General features: G+C 62.5%; 18 protein-coding genes. 14 read left to right on the top strand and 4 right to left on the bottom strand.

Annotation, left to right across the window (positions count from 1 at the left end; all coding sequences use genetic code 11):
• The first annotated feature begins 71 nt into the window (after positions 1-71).
• Positions 72-710: a bleomycin resistance protein gene (locus tag RB548_RS31900; RefSeq protein WP_331376366.1), complete on the top strand. Its 639-nt coding sequence runs from the start codon at positions 72-74 to the stop codon at positions 708-710.
• Between the two features lie 45 nt (positions 711-755).
• Here the strand turns inward: RB548_RS31900 and hemN are convergent, their stop codons facing one another.
• Positions 756-2,108: an oxygen-independent coproporphyrinogen III oxidase gene (hemN, locus tag RB548_RS31895; protein ID WP_331377188.1), complete on the bottom strand. Its 1,353-nt coding sequence runs from the start codon at positions 2,106-2,108 to the stop codon at positions 756-758.
• A 325-nt stretch (positions 2,109-2,433) separates the two neighbouring features.
• Between hemN and RB548_RS31890 the strand changes: the two genes are divergently transcribed.
• The 4 genes from RB548_RS31890 to RB548_RS31875 all read left to right on the top strand — a co-directional run bounded on the left by RB548_RS31890 (position 2,434) and on the right by RB548_RS31875 (position 5,093).
• Complete coding sequence (locus RB548_RS31890) at positions 2,434-2,715, top strand: DUF2249 domain-containing protein (protein WP_331376365.1); 282 nt, start codon at positions 2,434-2,436, stop codon at positions 2,713-2,715.
• A 185-nt stretch (positions 2,716-2,900) separates the two neighbouring features.
• Positions 2,901-4,265 carry a hypothetical protein gene (locus RB548_RS31885; RefSeq protein ID WP_331376364.1) on the top strand — a complete coding sequence of 455 codons (1,365 nt, stop codon included), beginning with the start codon at positions 2,901-2,903 and terminating at the stop codon, positions 4,263-4,265.
• Positions 4,262-4,792: a DUF2249 domain-containing protein gene (locus RB548_RS31880; protein WP_331376363.1), complete on the top strand. Its 531-nt coding sequence runs from the start codon at positions 4,262-4,264 to the stop codon at positions 4,790-4,792. The genes RB548_RS31885 and RB548_RS31880 overlap by 4 nt, the downstream gene beginning before the upstream one ends.
• Positions 4,779-5,093, top strand: coding sequence for a metal-sulfur cluster assembly factor (locus RB548_RS31875; protein WP_331376362.1), 315 nt, complete (start codon positions 4,779-4,781; stop codon positions 5,091-5,093). The genes RB548_RS31880 and RB548_RS31875 overlap by 14 nt, the downstream gene beginning before the upstream one ends.
• Before the next feature lie 152 nt (positions 5,094-5,245).
• Here RB548_RS31875 and RB548_RS31870 read toward each other — a convergent pair whose 3' ends face one another.
• A complete protein-coding gene (locus RB548_RS31870; protein WP_331376361.1) occupies positions 5,246-6,727 on the bottom strand; it encodes a M10 family metallopeptidase in 1,482 nt (493 codons plus the stop codon).
• A 213-nt stretch (positions 6,728-6,940) separates the two neighbouring features.
• On the opposite strand from RB548_RS31870, the gene RB548_RS31865 reads away from it, so the two are divergent.
• Entirely contained in the window at positions 6,941-7,198 is a 258-nt protein-coding gene (locus tag RB548_RS31865; protein WP_331376360.1) for a hypothetical protein, read from the top strand.
• Between the two features lie 37 nt (positions 7,199-7,235).
• On the opposite strand, the gene RB548_RS31860 is transcribed toward RB548_RS31865, so the two are convergent.
• Complete coding sequence (locus RB548_RS31860; RefSeq protein ID WP_331376359.1) at positions 7,236-8,459, bottom strand: NnrS family protein; 1,224 nt, start codon at positions 8,457-8,459, stop codon at positions 7,236-7,238.
• Positions 8,460-8,821: 362 nt separating this feature from the next.
• Between RB548_RS31860 and nirK the strand changes: the two genes are divergently transcribed.
• The 3 genes from nirK (at position 8,822) to RB548_RS31845 (ending at position 11,778) form a co-directional block, all read left to right on the top strand.
• A complete protein-coding gene (gene nirK / locus RB548_RS31855) occupies positions 8,822-9,955 on the top strand; it encodes a copper-containing nitrite reductase (RefSeq protein ID WP_331376358.1) in 1,134 nt (377 codons plus the stop codon).
• A gap of 85 nt (positions 9,956-10,040) precedes the next feature.
• Positions 10,041-10,955: a formylglycine-generating enzyme family protein gene (locus RB548_RS31850; protein ID WP_331376357.1), complete on the top strand. Its 915-nt coding sequence runs from the start codon at positions 10,041-10,043 to the stop codon at positions 10,953-10,955.
• Between the two features lie 121 nt (positions 10,956-11,076).
• The gene (locus RB548_RS31845) at positions 11,077-11,778 is read left to right on the top strand and encodes a Crp/Fnr family transcriptional regulator (protein ID WP_331377187.1); all 702 of its coding nucleotides are present in this window, start codon (positions 11,077-11,079) and stop codon (positions 11,776-11,778) included.
• A 61-nt stretch (positions 11,779-11,839) separates the two neighbouring features.
• Here RB548_RS31845 and RB548_RS31840 read toward each other — a convergent pair whose 3' ends face one another.
• A complete protein-coding gene (locus tag RB548_RS31840) occupies positions 11,840-12,649 on the bottom strand; it encodes a methyltransferase domain-containing protein (RefSeq protein ID WP_331376356.1) in 810 nt (269 codons plus the stop codon).
• A 207-nt stretch (positions 12,650-12,856) separates the two neighbouring features.
• On the opposite strand from RB548_RS31840, the gene RB548_RS31835 reads away from it, so the two are divergent.
• The 5 genes from RB548_RS31835 (at position 12,857) to RB548_RS31815 (ending at position 17,939) form a co-directional block, all read left to right on the top strand.
• Entirely contained in the window at positions 12,857-13,990 is a 1,134-nt protein-coding gene (locus RB548_RS31835) for an ABC transporter substrate-binding protein (protein ID WP_331376355.1), read from the top strand.
• A gap of 56 nt (positions 13,991-14,046) precedes the next feature.
• Positions 14,047-15,186, top strand: coding sequence for an ABC transporter substrate-binding protein (locus RB548_RS31830; protein WP_331376354.1), 1,140 nt, complete (start codon positions 14,047-14,049; stop codon positions 15,184-15,186).
• Entirely contained in the window at positions 15,183-16,253 is a 1,071-nt protein-coding gene (locus tag RB548_RS31825) for a FecCD family ABC transporter permease (RefSeq protein WP_331376353.1), read from the top strand. The genes RB548_RS31830 and RB548_RS31825 overlap by 4 nt, the downstream gene beginning before the upstream one ends.
• On the top strand, positions 16,247-17,008 hold the full coding sequence (locus RB548_RS31820) for an ABC transporter ATP-binding protein (protein ID WP_331376352.1): 762 nt from the start codon (positions 16,247-16,249) through the stop codon (positions 17,006-17,008). Before RB548_RS31825 ends, RB548_RS31820 begins: the two co-directional genes overlap by 7 nt.
• A gap of 475 nt (positions 17,009-17,483) precedes the next feature.
• A complete protein-coding gene (locus tag RB548_RS31815) occupies positions 17,484-17,939 on the top strand; it encodes an RrF2 family transcriptional regulator (protein ID WP_331376351.1) in 456 nt (151 codons plus the stop codon).
• Positions 17,940-17,967 lie beyond the last annotated feature (28 nt).

Genomic DNA, 17,967 nt, shown 5'->3' with positions numbered 1-17,967 from the left:
TAGGGCGCGTCGGCTTGCGAGCCGGAGGGGCATTGCCCGCCTACGAGAAAGTCAAACCGTAGTGCGCGCCCATGCCAAACAGCGAAAACCTCAGAAAGCAAGCCAAACTGTACCTGCGATGGCACCATGAACGGTACTATCCTGTCGCGGAGCAGATCAGGTCAGCTCTCGCCAAATTCCGAGACTTAACCGATGCGGACGTCTTGAAGGCGGAGTTCCGGCTCAGCGACGCGCAGGAGCTTGTCGCCAGAAAACACGGTTTCGAGAATTGGGCCGCCCTCATCAAAGGGATCGACACCATGACAGTACCAGCAGCCTCCACCGGTAACTCTCTCATCATGGCCGCAGAGCCGCAGCTCTTCGTTTCCGACATCGAGATGGCGTGCCGATTTTACGTTCAGAAGCTCGGCTTCAAGATCGCGTTCTCTTACGGGGAGCCGCCATTTTACGCTCAGGTGTTTCGCGACGGCGGCCGCTTGAACCTGCGAAAAGTCGGCGGCCCTGTTTTTGACAACGGCTTTCGGGAGCGGGAACGTGATGCGCTTTCTGCAACACTCACCCTCGACGATGCCAAGCCGCTATTCCTGGAATATCAAAGCGCAGGCGTCACATTTCACCAGAGCTTGAAGACAGAGCCGTGGGGAGCTCGCACCTTCATTGTGCGGGACCCCGATGGCAACCTGATCGCGTTCGCGGGTGGCAAAGCTTAGCCGCGCTTTGGCGGGTGAGGACAGGCACTCAGCCGCACCTGTCCCTCACGCAGCCTTGCTGTGTGTCCTTTGCGACTGCTCGAGATAGGCGTCGAAGGCGGCGGCGACGGCTCGAATGACGAAGCGGTGATCCTGCCGTACCTGAATGACGCCGCCGGTAACGTCCAGCACGCCGTCATCGGCTAGCGCCGCGAGCTTGGCGTTCTGGTCGATAAGCCGACGCGCGTCGAAACCGTGGGCCGCGGCGATCGCGGCAACGTCGGCGCTGAAGTCGCACATCAGCCTTTCGATGACCTCGGCCCGCATGCGGTCTTCGCCGGTCAGGCGATATCCCTTTGCCGTCGCCAGGCGACCCCCCGCGATGTGGCGCGCGTAGAGGCCGGGCGCGACTTCGTTCTGCGCATAACCTTCCTGCGAACGGCCGATGGCGGACGCGCCGAAGCCGATGAGCGTCTCGCAATTGTCGGTCGTGTAGCCCTGAAAATTGCGCCGCAGCTTTCCGGCGTCCTGGGCCTTCACGAGGTCGTCGTGCGGCAGGGCGAAGTGGTCGAGACCGATCTGCCGATAGCCGGCTGCGACGAGCGTTTCGCTGATCGCCATCGCCTGCGCATTGCGGGCGGCGCCGTCCGGCAGTGCGTTCTCGTCGATCATGCGCTGGTGCTTCTTGAAGGAGGGGATGTGGGCATAGCCGAAGACGGCAAAGCGCTCCGGCCGCATCGCCAAGGCGGCTTTAGCGGTTGCGACGCAGGACTCGACGGTCTGATGCGGCAGGCCGTAGATCAGGTCGAAATTGATGCTCTCGACGCCGGAGCGGCGCAGATGATGCACGGCGTCTGCTGTCTGCGCCTCGCTCTGGATTCGGTTGATGGCTTTCTGGACGACCGGATCGAAGCTTTGCACGCCGAGACTGGCGCGGGTGACGCCGCCGGCGCCAAGCGCTTCCGCCATCTCGACCGTCAGCCGGCGCGGATCGATCTCGACCGCGATGCCGGTCGCGCCCGCGAAGGAGAATTGCTCGCGCAACAAATTCATGAGCGCAAGGAATTCCGCCGGCTCGATGATCGTCGGCGTGCCGCCGCCGAAATGCACTTCGCCGATTGGAAGAGGCTGCCGCGTGCGGCCGGCCACCATCCGGATCTCGTCCTTCAAGACCGCGAGATAGTCGAGGATCGGCTCGTCCTGCCGGGTGATCGTCGTGTGACAGCCGCAGTACCAGCACATCGAACGGCAGAAGGGGATATGCAGATAGAGCGATACGTCTTGCTCGCGCGGTATCGCCGCCAACCATTCGGAATAGGTTTCGTGGTCGATCGTGTCCGCAAAACGCGGCGCGGTCGGATAGCTTGTGTAACGCGGCAGGCGCATTTCGCCGTATTTCTGCAGGATTGAGGCATGCATGGCGGTTCCTTCGGTCATGTCGGAAATTCATGACCGGACTGTAGGGCGCGATGCCGGAGGCTTCTTTGCGAAATGCCAAGTACTGCATGTTTCCTTAAGTCGTCGCCGATTCAAGGACAAAACATGCAGCGATTCAAAACGCGACGGCCTTTGTGCGTCTGATAAGACGCACGGCGCTGTAGCAGGTGCGTTGCTCAATCCGGAATTTGTTTGCGCTTCGACAACATGCTGCGTTGCCGCGCCGACTAGTTTTCTCAAATCCGGGCGACCACGCCGCCTCGTCCCGGAAAGCTGAACAATGTCGGCGGCGGCGAACGGATCCCTCATGACAACTGCAGAAACGGAATCAAAGCCCTCCATCGACGTCCGGACCATTCCCCCGGTGGAGCGCCACCCGAAAATTTTCGGCATGCTGAATGCTCTCGCCGCAGGAGGTTCCCTCATCCTCATCAATGACCACGACCCGCGACCGCTCCACTACCAGCTCGAAGCGAGGCATCCGGGCGAATTCTTCTGGGAATATCTGGAACAGGGACCCGACGTATGGCGCGTCGAAATCGGGCGGCTTGAGGCCTCCGGCTGCGAATGCTGCTGTGGTAGCCATTGAGCGGCGACCGCATTCCTGCCTATCAGAACCGGTCACGTGAGCTCGCCACTGCATGATTGCTTAAATCGTAGCCGGTTTAAGGATAAAAACATGCAGCAATTCGAGATGCGACAGCGTCCTTTGCGCGTCTGATATGACGCACGGCGCTTTAGGTTCGCGTGATCCGGTCAACCAGGTGAATCGAGATGTTCGGGGCCACGCTATCTCGCTGGACCATGTCCTATTTCGCTGCCGCACTCGCCTTTCTCTTGATCGGCGAGACGATGATGGTCCTCGGTTACGGATATCCCGCCGCTGCGATTGAGGCGCCCGAAACCCTGGCGCTGGTTCATACGATCGCGCTCGGCTGGTTGAGCCTGCTGATGGCGGGTGCGCTGCTGCAATTCGTGCCGGTCCTTGTCGGCCGGCCGCTTTGCTGCACCCATCTCGCTCTTCCCGCCCTCGTGCTTCTCGTAGCCGGCATCGGCGGCCTGGTGCTCGGTTTCGTCGGGCTTTCCGGCAGTATCGATCTGCCGCCGATCGTGCTGCCGGTGGCGGCGGCCCTGACGATAGCCGGCTTTGCCTTAATCGGGGCCGCCTTCGCGGTGACGCTATGGCGCGCGCGGCCTCTGCCGCTCACCGCGCGGTTCGTCGTCGTTGGTCTCGGCGCTCTGGTCGTTACGGTGCTGCTCGGCGGAAACTATGCCTTTGTCCGCGGAGGCTTGGCGGAGGCCGATGCTGCGATCGCCCTCACATTGGAAGGTGTCTCGCTGCATGCCGTACTCGGTCTCGGCGGCTGGCTGACCTTTACAACGATGGGCGTCAGCTATCGTCTCCTGACCATGTTCATGCTTTCGCCGGACGCGGAGCGTCGCAGCAGCAGGGTAGTCTGGCTGTCCGGCAGCGGTGCGCTTGGCCTGGTAGCCGGCGTCGTTCCGCTTATTCTGGCGGGCTCGCCCGGCCGTCTCGCCTTGTTGGTCCCTGCCGCCTGCCTTGGCGTGCTCGCGGTCGTGTTCTATGCCAGCGACATCTTTCGGATCTACCGGGAGCGAAGGAGGCGGGAAATCGAGCTCAACACCCGCGCGAGCATAGGCGCCTTTGGCGCGCTTGCCGCCGCCACGGTTCTTTTCGTGGGACTGCTCGTGACCGACCGCATGGAACAGGGCATCGGTTCGCTCGTTTATCTCGTCGCGTTCGGCTGGTTGACGGGCATGGGCCTTGCCCAGCTTTACAAGATCATTCCTTTCATGACCTGGCTCGAATGTTATGGCCCGGCGCTCGGCCGCACCCCGACGCCGCGTGTCCAGGATCTGGTCGTCGAACGGCGGGCGTTCGGCTGGTTTCGCGCGTTCTACGCATCGGTGCTGATCGCGACCCTCAGTCTCTCGGTTGGTGCGCAGCCACTTTTCCGGCTTGCCAGCCTTTGCCAATTGGTCGCAATCTTGGTGCTTGTCCTCGAGTTTACCCGTGCGCGCCGGCTCTCGAACGTACCCGCCAGCCTTCGCTTGCCGACAGGTGCTCAACGTCCGCACCTTTTCCTGCCATCCTTTCAGTTATGGAGACAACCATGACCATAGAACCGCACGAACTTGATGTCCGGCCGATATTGCGCGGCGGCGGTGATCCTTTTCAGGTGATCATGAACGCCGTCGACAACCTCGCTCCCGGACAGGCTCTGAGGCTCATCGCCTCCTTCCGGCCGGTGCCGCTTTTCAGCGTCATGGCCGGGCGCGGGTTTTCCCACCAGGAAGAGGCCCTCGGCAACGGCGACTGGGCCGTGCTGTTTACCCCTGAGGGGCAGGTTGACGACGTTCGCATGTCGGCCGGGGACATGGATCTCAACGGATGGACGGATCCAGTGCGCCAGCTCGACCTGACCGAGCTTGATCCGCCGGAGCCGATGGTGCGCATCCTCGCCGCCGTCGAGAAGATGGAAGCCGGCGAAGTGCTTTTCGCCCTGCTCTCGCGCGAGCCGCTGTTTCTCTATCCCGAACTCGCCAAGCGCGGTCATCGCTGGGCCGGAAACTTCGATGTGACCGGCGAGGTTTATCGCATCCTCATTCGCGTCGGAAAGCCGGGTCATCATGTCGGCGCCTGATGCGGAGGAATTGGTCGAGCGCATCCGCGACGCGCTGCGGATCGTCATCGATCCGGAACTGGGATCGAACGTCGTCGACCTCGGCCTGATCTATGACATCGAGGTGCGGGAGGGCGGCGTCGTGCGCGTCACCATGACGACGACCGTGAAAGGCTGCCCGGCGGCGGCGTTCCTCAAGGAGGCGGTTGAGAACTGCGTCTGGTATGTTCCCGGCGTCGAATATGCCGAGGTGCGGCTGACCTATGAGCCGGCATGGACACCGGACAGGATGGCCTCGGCTGTGCAGTCTTACGGACGATGAGAGGCAGCGTGACTATAGCGCCGCGCGTCCTATCAGACGCGCAACGGACGCTGTAGCGCTTTGAATTGCTGCATGTTTTTATCCTTAACTCAGTTACGATTTAAGGAAACATGCAGTGGCCGCCGCCTCTTCATCGAAGCGGGCAATTCCGCTCAGAGAACGAAGTAACCCTTCTGCATGGCCACGGCATCGTCGAGGTGAATGGCGAAATCCGCCTTCCTGTCGCCGTTGACGTCACCATAAATATAGGTGTCGGACGCCGCGCGGTCGTAGCGCAGCTCGCCCTTGCCGCCGGAAAAAGCGGCTGTTCCGACGAAGACGAATGCCTGGTTTCCCGTCGCCGTCGTGTTGGCGTCGATCGCCGAAAGGTCGAGCCTGTCCGATTGCGAGGCGACGAAATCGTAGAGCGTGTCACGGCCAGTCGTGGCGACGGTCGTTTCCGTGAGCGCCTTGAAGAGAAACCTGTCGGCTCCGGTCCCGCCGGTCAGCCTGTCCGCTCCGGCGCCGCCATACAGGCTGTCATTGCCGACGCCGCCGTCGAGCAAGTCGTTGCCGCTGTAGCCGCTCAGCGCGTCGTTGCCGGCATTGCCGCGAAGCGTGTTGGCGGCCTGGTTGCCGATGATCGAATCGCTGGCCGATCCGCCCAGAACGTTTTCGATCAGCGAGCGCGTGTCGCCATGGTAAAGCAGGGCATTGAAGATATTGCCGCGCGCGTAGCCGTCGTTCGGACCGCCGCCGAGATAGGCAAGCTGGTCGGCGCTGAAGGTCGAGGCTTGGCCGGGGCGCAAGTCGATCTTGAGCCCGGTCTTGTAGGCGGAGAGGTCGTAGGTGTCGGTCCCGCCGCCATCCCAGACAGTCGCGAAAATCCGGTTGGCGCCTGGGGCGATGGCGGTCGCGCCGTTGACCAGCGTGGCGCCGCTTCCCGGTGTCCATTTATAGACGGTGTTGCCGCTGTTGGTCGTGAAGTCGGCGCCATACATCTCCTGCAGCGCGGCGATGTCGGCCATCATGAAGGTTTGCGGCGCACCGAAGCGCTCGTACCAATAGGCGTTGCCGGAGCCGATGAAGCCGCTGTAGGTCATGATCGAATATTCGATCGAATTATATTGCGCGGGCAGCGCCCCGTAGTCGTCGGCCTCATGCCCGTGCGACAGGCCGAGTGCATGACCAAGCTCGTGCAGCAGCGTATGCCACGCGTAGTTTCCGGCCACGGGCGTGCGATAGTCATTAACGGTGCCGGCATAGGCCGTACCGAACCAGATGTCGCCGGCTTCAGGATTGGTACCCGGGTAATAGGCATAGGCTGTTGACGGCACCTTCGACTGCGCGAACCGGACTGTCGCGGTGTTGGCGCTGCCGAGGGCCAAGCTGGCGTTGGTGAAGCCTTCGACGGAGAAGCCGTCATTGGCGGCGGAACCGAAGGATTGCTCCATGGCGAAGAGTGCGGCGTTTTTCTGAGCCGCCGATACGGCAGCAAAGCTGCTGTTCTTTTCCCCACTGTAGCTGTAGCTGCCGGCGGCTGTGGGAAAGGCATAGGTGATCGTGCCGTTCCACGCCACACTCGAGAGCACCCCGTTAATGAGGCTGTTCCCGGTTGGCTGCACAAATTTGATGGATTTGCCCGTTCCGCTCATGCAAATTCCCACTCTTGACGTGATGGCGCCTACTGCATGTTTCCTTAAATCGTCGCCGATTAAGGAAACATGCAGCAATTCAAAGTGCTACAGCGTTCTTTGCGCGTCTGATAAGACGCGCGGCGCTGTAGAGCCTGAAAGCTCGCGTCCGGGACAATAGCCGCCGCGAGATACGATTCTCATAAGCCGATCGTTAAAATTGGAGACATTTTTGTGGCGTTCCGCGGATTACTGAAACCGGTCGGCCTAGCCGTTCTGGCGATCGGCCTGTCGACCTCTGTGCAAGGCGTGAAGAAAGCAGGCGGGGTAGAGATGCAGAAACCTCCGGATCCCGAGGTGGCCGTCAGGTCCGAGTTCGAGCGGGTGAAGGCGAAGAACACCGTCGAGGCCTATGAACGCTTCATTCGCCGCCACCCGGACCACGCGCTGGTTGAGGAAGCGCGAAAGGCCCTGCTGCGACTCAAGCAGTAGTACGGCCGGCGGGCGACGCCGCCGGCCAGAGCTGGTCTCAGGCCGCGCCGCGCGGCGAGCGGCGGTTGCGCACCAGCATCGGCCCGTATTCCAGGCAGAACAGGGTGAATGCGCATATCCAAAGGGCGCCCGATACGGCGGCCAGGACGTGGTAATAGGCCGGCACGACTTCCGCGAAGGGCCGCACCAGCGCCGCGCCGATGATTGCCACGTAGGATGCGCTGGTGATCGGCGACGCCGTCAACGGCCGGCCGGTGTGTCCCCGGCTTGCGCGGGTCATTACCGCCAGCATCATGCACGCCATGACGCCGACGGTCAGGATGTGCATCACCGGGTATTCCCCGAGTGCGCCGAGCGCGCCTGCGGCAATCCCGGCGAACCCCAAGGGCACGAAGGCGTAGGCGATGTGCAGCACGAGGAGCAGCTTCTCGGGATAGGTCGTCCAGCCGCGCCAGCGAAGCAGGCGGGCAATGTGAAGCAAGGATGCGATTGTCGCGATTGCGGCGGTGAGCACATGTTCCGGCGCCAGCGCCCAGGAAGCGAGCGCTGCGATGCCCGTCAGGATGGCGACGGTGTCCAAGCGATTATAGGGCACGGGAAAATCGGTGCGGCCGAACTTGTTCAGCCAATTGCGCGTGAAGCTCGGCAGAATTCGTCCCCCGACGATCATGATCAGCATGACATAGGCCCCGATCGCCAGCCTTGCCGCCGTATCGACGTTGGCCTCGGCCAGCACCGCGAGGTGGAAATGCACGTTGGCGCACGACAGCAACACCAATCCGCCGATCACCTTCAGGTCCTTCCATTTCCGACCCGCGATCACTTCGCGGGCGCAGATCGCCAGTAGCGTCGGTAGAAACAATGCTTCGACAGCGGCCGCCGGCGTCAGGCCGAGAAGATCGGTTGCGAGCAACGCCAACCGGCCGGCGAGCCAGAGGCCGAAGATCAAGGCGAGCGGCAGGCCCGACACAGGAAGCCTGCCGGTCCAGTTCGGCACCGCCGTCAGGAGGAAGCCCGCGAGCACGGCGGATGAGAAACCGAACAACATTTCATGGGCATGCCAGTGCGCGGCGCCGTAGACCCCAGCGATATCGATGCCCGCGCTTAGCGCCGCGATCCACGCGGCCATCGCGCCGACAGCCCAAAGACCTGCTCCGAGAAAGAACGGCCTGAAGCCATAGGAGAAGAGAACGGGCCCGGTGGTGGCAAGCCCGCGCGGTATGCTCCCACGGGGCGGCGATTTGCTGCGCATACGAAACATTGTCCGATCCTGTCTGCGGGGATCCCGATCGATATCGAGATGGCACCGAGTACCATGGGGGGAGGTCCATTCTTTGCGAAAACGCAAGTATTGGCGCGCTTTGCTGAATCGCAAGTATTGGTGGAGGTGCGACAAAGTGCGCAGGTGAATTTCCCGAAATATGCGAGGCGTCGGGAAACGTTTGTTCCAAGACAAAGATGTCGGCGGCATCTGGTTCTACTTGGAATACGAACGCTGAAAAACGAGCGGTCAAAGCAACGGTGAGCCGGCCGTGGGGGCAATGGCAACCGTAACACGTTGAATATTGGCGTGATCTTCCGACAGCAATTCCGGTGTCGCGATCATGCCCAAGGAGAGCGATGATGAGTGAACAGCTTCAGATGACTCGCAGGACGGTTCTTGCCGGCGCGGCCTTCGCAGGCGCCTTGACGCCACTCTTGCAGACGGCGACCGCGCAGGCGGCGCCCGCGGCCGCGGTGGCCACTCCGCCGGTCGACATCTCGACCTTGCCGCGCGTGAAGGTGGAGCTCGTTAAGCCGCCTTTCGTCCATGTGCATGAACAGGCGGCCAAGGCCGGTCCTCGCATCGTCGAATTCACGATGACCATTCAGGAAAAGAAGCTCGTGATCGACGGCGACGGAACGGAAATCAACGCCATGACTTTCAATGGCTCGGTACCGGGCCCGCTGATGGTCGTGCACGAGGGCGATTATGTCGAACTCACGCTGATCAACCCGGACACCAACACGCTCTTGCACAATATCGACTTTCACGCCGCGACCGGTGCGCTCGGCGGCGGCGGCCTGACGAAGGTCAATCCCGGCGAAGAGGCAGTTCTGCGCTTCAAGGCAACCAAGCCGGGCGTGTTCGTCTACCATTGCGCGCCGGAAGGCATGGTGCCCTGGCACGTCACCTCGGGCATGAACGGCGCAATCATGGTGCTGCCGCGCGACGGCCTCAAGGACGAAAAGGGCCAGGCGCTCACCTATGACCGCGTCTACTATGTCGGCGAACAGGATTTCTACGTGCCGCGCGACGAGGCCGGCAACTACAAGAAGTACGAAACCCCCGGCGACGCCTACGAGGACACGGTCAAGGCCATGCGCACGCTGACTCCGACGCATGTCGTCTTCAACGGTGCCGTGGGGGCGCTTACCGGCGAGAACGCCTTGACCGCCGCCGTCGGCGAACGGGTGCTGATCATCCATTCGCAGGCGAACCGCGATACGCGGCCGCACCTCATCGGCGGACATGGTGACTACGTCTGGGCGACCGGCAAGTTCCGCAATCCGCCCGAGCTGGATCAGGAGACATGGCTCATCCCCGGCGGCACGGCGGGCGCGGCTTTCTACACATTCCGGCAGCCCGGCATCTATGCATATGTCAACCACAATCTGATCGAAGCGTTCGAACTCGGCGCGGCCGGCCATTTCAAGGTCACCGGCGAATGGAACGACGATCTGATGACGTCGGTGGTCAAGCCGGCATCGATGTAAGCTGGTACTTACGAAGCGCCGCCGCGGGGCCGCATCAAATCTCCCCGCGTCGGCCGCGACAAATGTCCCATGCGGAAACTAAGCCATGAGCAAGAAGAACCGGAAAACTTCGCCGTCGATCCTCTCGCTGACTGTGCCAGCGGCCCTGCTCGTCGCTCTCAGCGTTACGGTGTCTGCGAAACTCGGCCTGTTCGATCCGGTGGGGCCGGTCTCCGGCCTTGCGATCAAAGGGCCGGAGACCGTCGTAATAGAACCAAGACAGATGCGTTATCGCGCCGAAGGACACTTTCTGAAACGGGGTCTGGCCGTCGATGCGCCTCTGGTCGATGCCGCACTCAGAGCGCCCTTCGCGATCACCAAGTACCAGGTCAGCCGCGGTGAATATCGCCGTTGCGTCGAGGATGGCGCCTGCCAGGCGCCGGAAGCCGGGGACGGCGGTGACGACGTGCCGGTCACGGGTGTCAACTACAGCGACGCAGAGAATTACGCCACGTGGCTTACGGCGCAGACTGGAGAGATCTGGCGACTTCCGACCGACGAGCAGTGGGCCTTCGCCGCCGGCAGCAAATTTCCCGACGATGCGCTGGGGATCGATGCCGAAAGCGACAATCCGGCACTGCGCTGGCTCGCCGACTACGAGCGTGAGGCAAGCCGCCAGAAGTCGCCCGATCCGCGGCCCCAGCGTCGCGGTACCTTCGGGGTAAACGAATACGGTGTGGCGGATGTCGGCGGCAATGTCTGGGAGTGGACCAGGACTTGCCATCGCCGGGTGACGATCGGCGATCGCGGCGAGGTGCTGAAGGAACAGCCGGCCTGCGGCATCTATGTCGTCGACGGCAAGCACCGCGCCTCCATGAGCTTCTTCGTGCGCGAGCCGAAGAGCGGCGGCTGTGCCGTAGGCGTTCCGCCGGACAATCTCGGCTTCCGCCTCGTGCGCGACGATCGCTGGTACGCCCGTGTGCTTTTTGCGTTCGAGCGGCGTCGCGCGGGTGCGGTATGACAGCGCACTTGCCTTCCCCTCCGGCCACGCGGCCGGGGAGGCCGGGGGGCGGTCCTTTCTTGCTCTGATGCTCTATGGTATAGCAGCCGCGATATCGGAACGGCAGAAGACAAGGAACGACGTGGCCGCGCTCGACCGAACACTCGTCAAATCACTCCCATTGTTTCAGAAGATGAGCGACCAGGAGCTCGATCAGCTGCTGGCGTACGCGACCGTCCGGCGCGTTCCGCAAAACGAGGCGGTATTCGAGCAGGGGGCGACAGCTGATTTCTTCTACCTGCTGCTGCATGGGCGCCTGAAGGTAACCCAAGTGACGCGGGACGGTCAGCAGATCATCGTTCGGGTCGTCAATCCCGGCGATCTCTTCGGCTTTGCCCGCGCCCTTCAGCGCAACGACTATCCCGGAACTGCGACGTCGGCGACCGAAAGCCTGGTGCTCGCCTGGCCGACGGAGCTCTGGAACGTCTTCGTCGAGATGAACCCGCATCTCGCCGTCAATGCCATGCATACGATCGGCCAGCGGCTGGACGAGGCGCATACCCGAATCCGCGAGATGTCGACCGAGGAGGTCGAACGGCGCGTTGCGCATGCGGTGCTGCGGCTCGCCGACAAGGCCGGCCGCCGCGAACAGAGCGGGGTGCGCATCGATTTCCCGATCTCGCGGCAGGATATCGCCGAGATGACCGGCACGACACTGCATACCGTCTCGCGAATATTGAGCGCCTGGGAAGGACGCGGTCTTGTCCAGGGCGGCAGGCAGAAGCTCGTCCTTTGCGACATTCCCGGGCTGAAGCGCCTCGCCGAACAGGCCGAAGAACAATAGCTTCGCGGAACCTGGGCCGGCCACGCTCGATCCGGCTTAACCACAAATCGCGGGTTCTCTTTCAGCTCGACGGCTTGCTTGCGCGGATCGCGTAGCGGTGCTGGCTCTTGCGTGCGAGCGCCTTGAAGACATTCCAGTTTCTCGCCTGCGTCCGATGGATTTCGCTGAGATCGGTATCGATCTCGACATCGACAAATCCAGCCTTCCGAAGAATGTCGACCACTGCTTCGGCTCGCGCGCCTTGCGAGAAATGGACACGCGAGAGGATGCTCCTGTGTGTCTCCATCATTCGGCGGGAGCCGGATGGGGTGTCCGCTTTTAGAAGCCCGGCGCGCTGCCCCCAGGCGCTGAGCTTCGAGAACAGCCGCTCCAGCGCGGTCGAGTTGACGAAGTCGCCGTCGACGATGAGCAGCGTGCCGCCCGGCTTCAAGACGCGCAGCCATTCCGCGAAAGCTGCGGCCGGGTCGACCAGCGTCCAGACCAGATGCCGGTTGACCACCGCATCGTAGTGATCGTCCGGCTCCATCGTGTTTTCGGCATCGCCCATGCGGAAGGAAATCCTGCGCCGGCGCTCGCGCGCCTTGCTGCGCGCCCGCTCGAGCATGGGTTCGGCCCAGTCGAGGCCGGTCACCCGGAAGCCGAGGTCGTCAAGCAGGTGCGAGACGACGCCGGTGCCGCTTGCGAGGTCCAGCGCCAGGCGGCCTTCGCCCTCACCGAGATGGCGCCGCATCAGCCGGTGCCACGCCGCACGCTCTTCCTCCGAGAAAATCTCGTGTCCGGGAGAAAGGTCGAAGGTTGCCGCGCGCTCCGACCAATAGGCCTTGATTTCGTCGCGAAGGTTATAGTTCCGCCGCTCAGCCACGTCGCTCATATCGTCCCCGTCCGACAAAGCGCGCTGCAAGCATACGGAATATGCGACGCGCTTTACCTCTTGCTTTTCATGCATGTCGTTGCCCCTAAACCGCTGCACACTTTCGGGCGACATGCATGATGTTTGGAAGCGTTCTAAAAGATAAATGTTGACTGATAAAGTCATGAAATATTAGATCGCGCAGATTTTTCAGCGGAGCGAAGAACAATGAGGCTTTTCAACAGGGTGGCCACCGCCGCCATGGGTTTTTGCATCCTTTTTTCGGCCCCGGCATTGGCTGAAACGGTCAAGGTCAGAGACGTGACGGGACGGGACGTCGAGGTCGAGGTGCCGGTCGAGCATGTGATTCTCGGCGAGGGGCGCCAGATCTATTTCCTTGGCGCGCTCGACCGGGAAGAGCCTTTCAAGCGCGTTGTCGGCTGGCGTGACGACCTCACAAAGGCCGACCCGGAAAGCTATGCCGCCTATCTCGCCAAATATCCCGATATCGGCAAGCTGCCCACTTTCGGCGGCATGAAGGACGGAACCTTCGACATCGAGCAGGCCGTGGCGCTGAAGCCGGACGTCGTGCTGATGAATGTCGACGCCAAGACGGCGACGGAGGAGGCCGGCTACATCGAAAAGCTCGGCAAGGTCGGCATTCCGCTCGTCTACGTCGATTTCCGCGAGAAGCCGATGGAAAACACCGAACCGAGCATGCGCATCATGGGCAAGCTCATCGGCAAGGAGGAAAAGGCCGAGGAGTTCATCAAGTTCCGCGCGGACAACATCGCCAAGGTGACCGATGTGCTCGCCAAGGCCGACGCGAAAAAGCCGCTGGTCTTTGTCGAACGCGCCGGCGGCTATTCCGACGATTGCTGCATGTCCTTCGGCAATGAGAATTTCGGCAAGATGGTCGAGTTCGCCGGTGGCGTGAACATGGCGAAGGACATCATCCCGGGGACGTTCGGCACGGTCAATCCGGAGCAGATCATCGCCGCGAACCCCGATCAGATCATCATTACCGGCGGCAACTGGCAGGGTTACGTTCCCGGCGGCGCCTGGGTCGGCGTCGGTTATGGCGCCGACGAGACGGAAGCACGTCGCAAGCTCGAAAACCTGACCAAGCGCCCGGCCTTCACGGGAGTCAAGGCGGTCAAGGACGGCAACGTCCATGCCATCTGGCACCAGTTCTACAACAATCCCTATCAGTTCGTCGCCGTGCAGCAGATCGCCAAGTGGCTGCATCCGGACCTTTTCAAGGATCTCGATCCCGAGGCGACGTTCAAGGAACTGCATGAGCGCTTCCTGCCGCTGCCTTACAAGGGCGGCTACTTCGTTTCGCTGAATGTCGGTCAATAATGGTTCGGGCGCCGGAGGGAATTGAGGCTCCGGCGCTCCTATCAAGAGGTTTGCCTATGTCGCTGTTCAAGAAACTTCTCCCGGCGCTGGTCGCCGTGGCAGCGCTCATCGCTGCACCGGCGATCGCCGCAGAGATCACCGATGTTACCGGCCGCCGGGTCGAACTCGACCTCCCGGCCAAGCGGGTGCTGCTTGGCGAGGCGCGGCAGATTCATGTGGCAGCGGCACTGAAGGGCGAGCACGTCTTCGACACGATCGTCGGCTGGCGTGATGACCTGATCAAGAAGGATCCGGATTCCTACGCCGCCTATCGCGAGCGCTTTCCGGCGATCGCGGACCTGCCGCTGTTCGGCTATATCCCGAGCGGCGATTTCAGCCTGGAAGCGGCAATTGCGCTGAAGCCGGACGTGCTGACGCTGAATCTCGAAGCGCAGCAGGCGGTCGAGGAGGCAGGCTTCATCGAGAAGGCGGCCGCGGCCGGTATCGCCGTTGTTTTTCTCGACTTCCGCGTCGACCCGGCCAAGAACAGCGAAAAATCCGTCGAAATTCTCGCGGCGCTTTTTGGCGCGGAGGCGCAGGCCAAGGAGTTCATCGCCTGGCGCCAAGCCCAAATCGCGCTGGTGACCGATCGTCTGGCGGCAGCCGGTGCGATTAAGCGCCCGAAGGTCTTCATCGAGCGCTCGCCCGGCATAACCGGTGAAACCGCCTGCTGCAGGACCTTCGGGCCTGCCAATTTCGGCGAGATGGTGGAAAAGGCGGGCGGCCACAATATCGGCTCGGATGTGGCCACAACAACCTTCGTTGACCTCAATCCTGAACAACTCGTCGTCGCCGATCCGGACCATGTGATCGTCACCGGCAGCAACTGGGCGGCCGAGTCCGACATCAACCAGTTCGTGAATGTCGGCCGCGGCGCCGATCCGGCCGCGGCTCGGGAAAGGCTGGCGGCGCTGATGCAGCGTCCGGGCTTCACCACGCTCAAGGCGGTGAAGGAGGGCAGGGTGCATGCCGTCTGGCACCAGTTCTACGGTGCACCCTACGAGTTCGTGCCGATCCAGCAATTTGCCAAGTGGTTCCACCCGGAGCTTTTTGCCGACATCGATCCGGAGCGCACGTTCCGCGAGTTCCACGAGAAATTCCTGCCGGTCGCCTATCGGCCGGGCTATTTCGTCTCGCTTCCCCAAGGGGGTGAATGATGGTCGCGGCCGTGGGGGAATTCTCCGGCATTGAGGGGCGCGGGCGTTACCGCGCCCTCGTCCTGCGCCGGTTGCTGCTGATCTCCTGTCTCGTCACGGCGCTCTTCGTGTCGGTGGCGGTCGACATGGCGCTCGGGCCGGCGAACTATCCGCTCGCCGATGTGCTCGCGGCCCTGTTCCGCCCGGAGACGGTCGGCGACCAGCTTCGCGTGGTGATCTGGGACATCCGCATGCCGATTGCGCTGATGGCGGTCACCGTCGGTGCGTCGCTCTCGGTCGCGGGCGCGCAGATGCAGACGATTCTTGCCAACCCGCTGGCGAGCCCCTTCACGCTCGGCATTTCCGCTGCCGCCGGCTTCGGCGCGGCGCTTGGCCTCGTCGCCGGCGTGGCGATCTTTCCCGTCGCGGTCCACTACATGGTGCCGATCAACGCCTTCCTGATGGCGATGGTGGCGGCACTCTTCATCCATTTCGCCTCGACCATGCGCGGCGTGACCGTCGAAACGATCGTGCTCATCGGCATTGCTCTCGTCTTCACCTTCAATGCGGCGCTGTCGCTGCTTGAATATCTGGCGTCCGAGCAGGCGCTCGCCGCCGTCGTGTTCTGGACCATGGGGAGCCTCACCAAGGCGACCTGGCCCAAGGTCTCGATCACCGGCGCCGTGCTCGTCCTGGCCGTGCCGCTCTTTGCGCGCCATGCCTGGGCGCTGACGGCGCTGAGACTCGGCGACGACAAGGCGGCGAGCTTCGGCATCAATGTCCGGCGCCTGAGGCTCGAAACCATGCTGACGGTCAGCCTGCTTGCGGCAATCCCCGTCTCCTTCGTCGGCACCATCGGTTTCGTCGGTCTCGTGGGACCGCATATCGCCCGCATGCTGGTCGGCGAGGATCAGCGCTTCTTCCTGCCGGCTTCCGTTCTCTGCGGTGCGCTTCTGCTTTCGGTGACGTCCGTCGTCAGCAAGATGCTCATCCCCGGCGCGGTGCTGCCGATCGGCATCATCACGGCGCTCGTCGGCGTTCCCTTCTTCTTCGTGCTGATTTTCACCAACAGGAGACGGTCATGGTAGCGCTGACGCTCAAGGATGTCGGAGCGACATACGGTCGGTGCGTGGTGCTGTCCGACATCAACACCGGAACGCTGAGAGGCGGCCGCCTGACCGCCGTCATCGGTCCGAATGCCGCCGGCAAATCGACGCTCTTCAAGCGCATCGCCGGCCTTGCCGCCGGCCCTGGCCTCGTCCATCTCTCCGATACGGCCAAGGGTCCGGAGGCGATCTGTTATATGCCGCAGGACACGGGGGCGAACGCAGTGCTGACCGTCTACGAGTCGGTACTGCTGTCGGCCAAGCAGGGATCCGGCTGGAAGGTCAAGGACGCCGAGCTTGCGGAAATCGATCGGGTGCTTGCGGCGCTCAGGATCGATGACCTGGCCTTCCGCGGTCTCGGCGAACTGTCCGGCGGCCAGCGCCAACTCGTCTCGATCGCGCAGGCGCTGGTGCGCAAGCCGGAAGTCCTGCTGATGGACGAGCCAACGTCGGCGCTCGATCTCTTCCGTCAGATCGAGGTGCTCGGCTTCATGAAGCGGTTGTCGGCGCAATCCGGGATGGCGGTGCTGATCGCCCTGCACGACCTCAACCACGCGCTGCGCTATTGCGACGACACCATCGTGATCAGCAACGGATCGGTCGTGGCGAGCGGCCCGACACATTCGGTCATCACCGCGGAAATGCTGAAAACCGTCTATCGGGTCGAAGCCCGCGTCGAGGCATGCTCGCTGGGCCGCCCCGTCGTCATCGTCGACGATTCCATCCAGACCGCCTGACCGCCGGCCAGCGAGATCGAGGACCTCTTCAAGGGCGCACGGCTTTTCCGGCGCGCCTTCACTGCTCGCGGCCGGCAAGAGGTGGAGCCGGCGCTGGTATTTCGCGGTCGTTGAAACGGTAAAATTCTGTAACCCTTTGAAACATCGCGGTTCCTGGCGGGAAATCCTTACACGCCTTCTCAAGATTGCACTCCGCGCCTGAGTGGCGGCGTGGAGGCGCCTGCTGTGCCCCAATTGCAGGCGTTCCGGCCATCCCGAGCGCTGGTCGCCGCCAATGTCGTTCGAAGCGAATGAGCGCTGTCACGACTATTCGGGAGCTTCACAGTAAATCTATCTGGGAACTGAATGATTTCTTGCCGCCGCAATGGGGCTGATCTATATAATCCATATCTAACATGCCCCAGTAAACGTATGAGCCGGCGCGACGCCCGGTGTGTCGGGCGACGGCAAACGTCTTTCTCGAAAGCGATGTCTCATGCTGACAAAAAAAGGAAAATACGGTCTGAAGGCAATGGTTGACCTTGCCCAGCTGCAGCCGGGCGAGACGGCCTTCATCACCGATATCGCCGTCCGAAACAATTTGCCGAAGAAATTCCTCGACACGATCATGCTGGAACTCCGGAACGCCGGGTTCCTTCGCTCCAAGAAGGGGCCCGGGGGAGGCTATTCGCTGGCGCGTCCGGCGGCCGAAATCCGCGTCGGCCAGGTGATCCGCACGCTCGATGGCCCGCTCGCGCCGATCCGCTGCGCCAGCCGCACGGCCTTCGAGGCCTGCGACGACTGTCGCGATCCGGAAACCTGTCAGGTGCGGCGCTCGATGGTGGTCGTACGCGATGCCATCGCAGGAATCCTCGACAACATGACGCTCGAACAGTTTGCCGCCGGCGAGAAGGAAGAGATCGTGGCGCCGCTTCGCAGCGAAGCCGGCTGACCATTTGCCGATCCCTATGCGTTGATCC

It is taken from the genome of Sinorhizobium chiapasense (genome assembly GCF_036488675.1).
Taxonomy (GTDB): domain Bacteria; phylum Pseudomonadota; class Alphaproteobacteria; order Rhizobiales; family Rhizobiaceae; genus Sinorhizobium; species Sinorhizobium chiapasense.
This window is presented reverse-complemented; position numbering and strand designations above follow the sequence as displayed.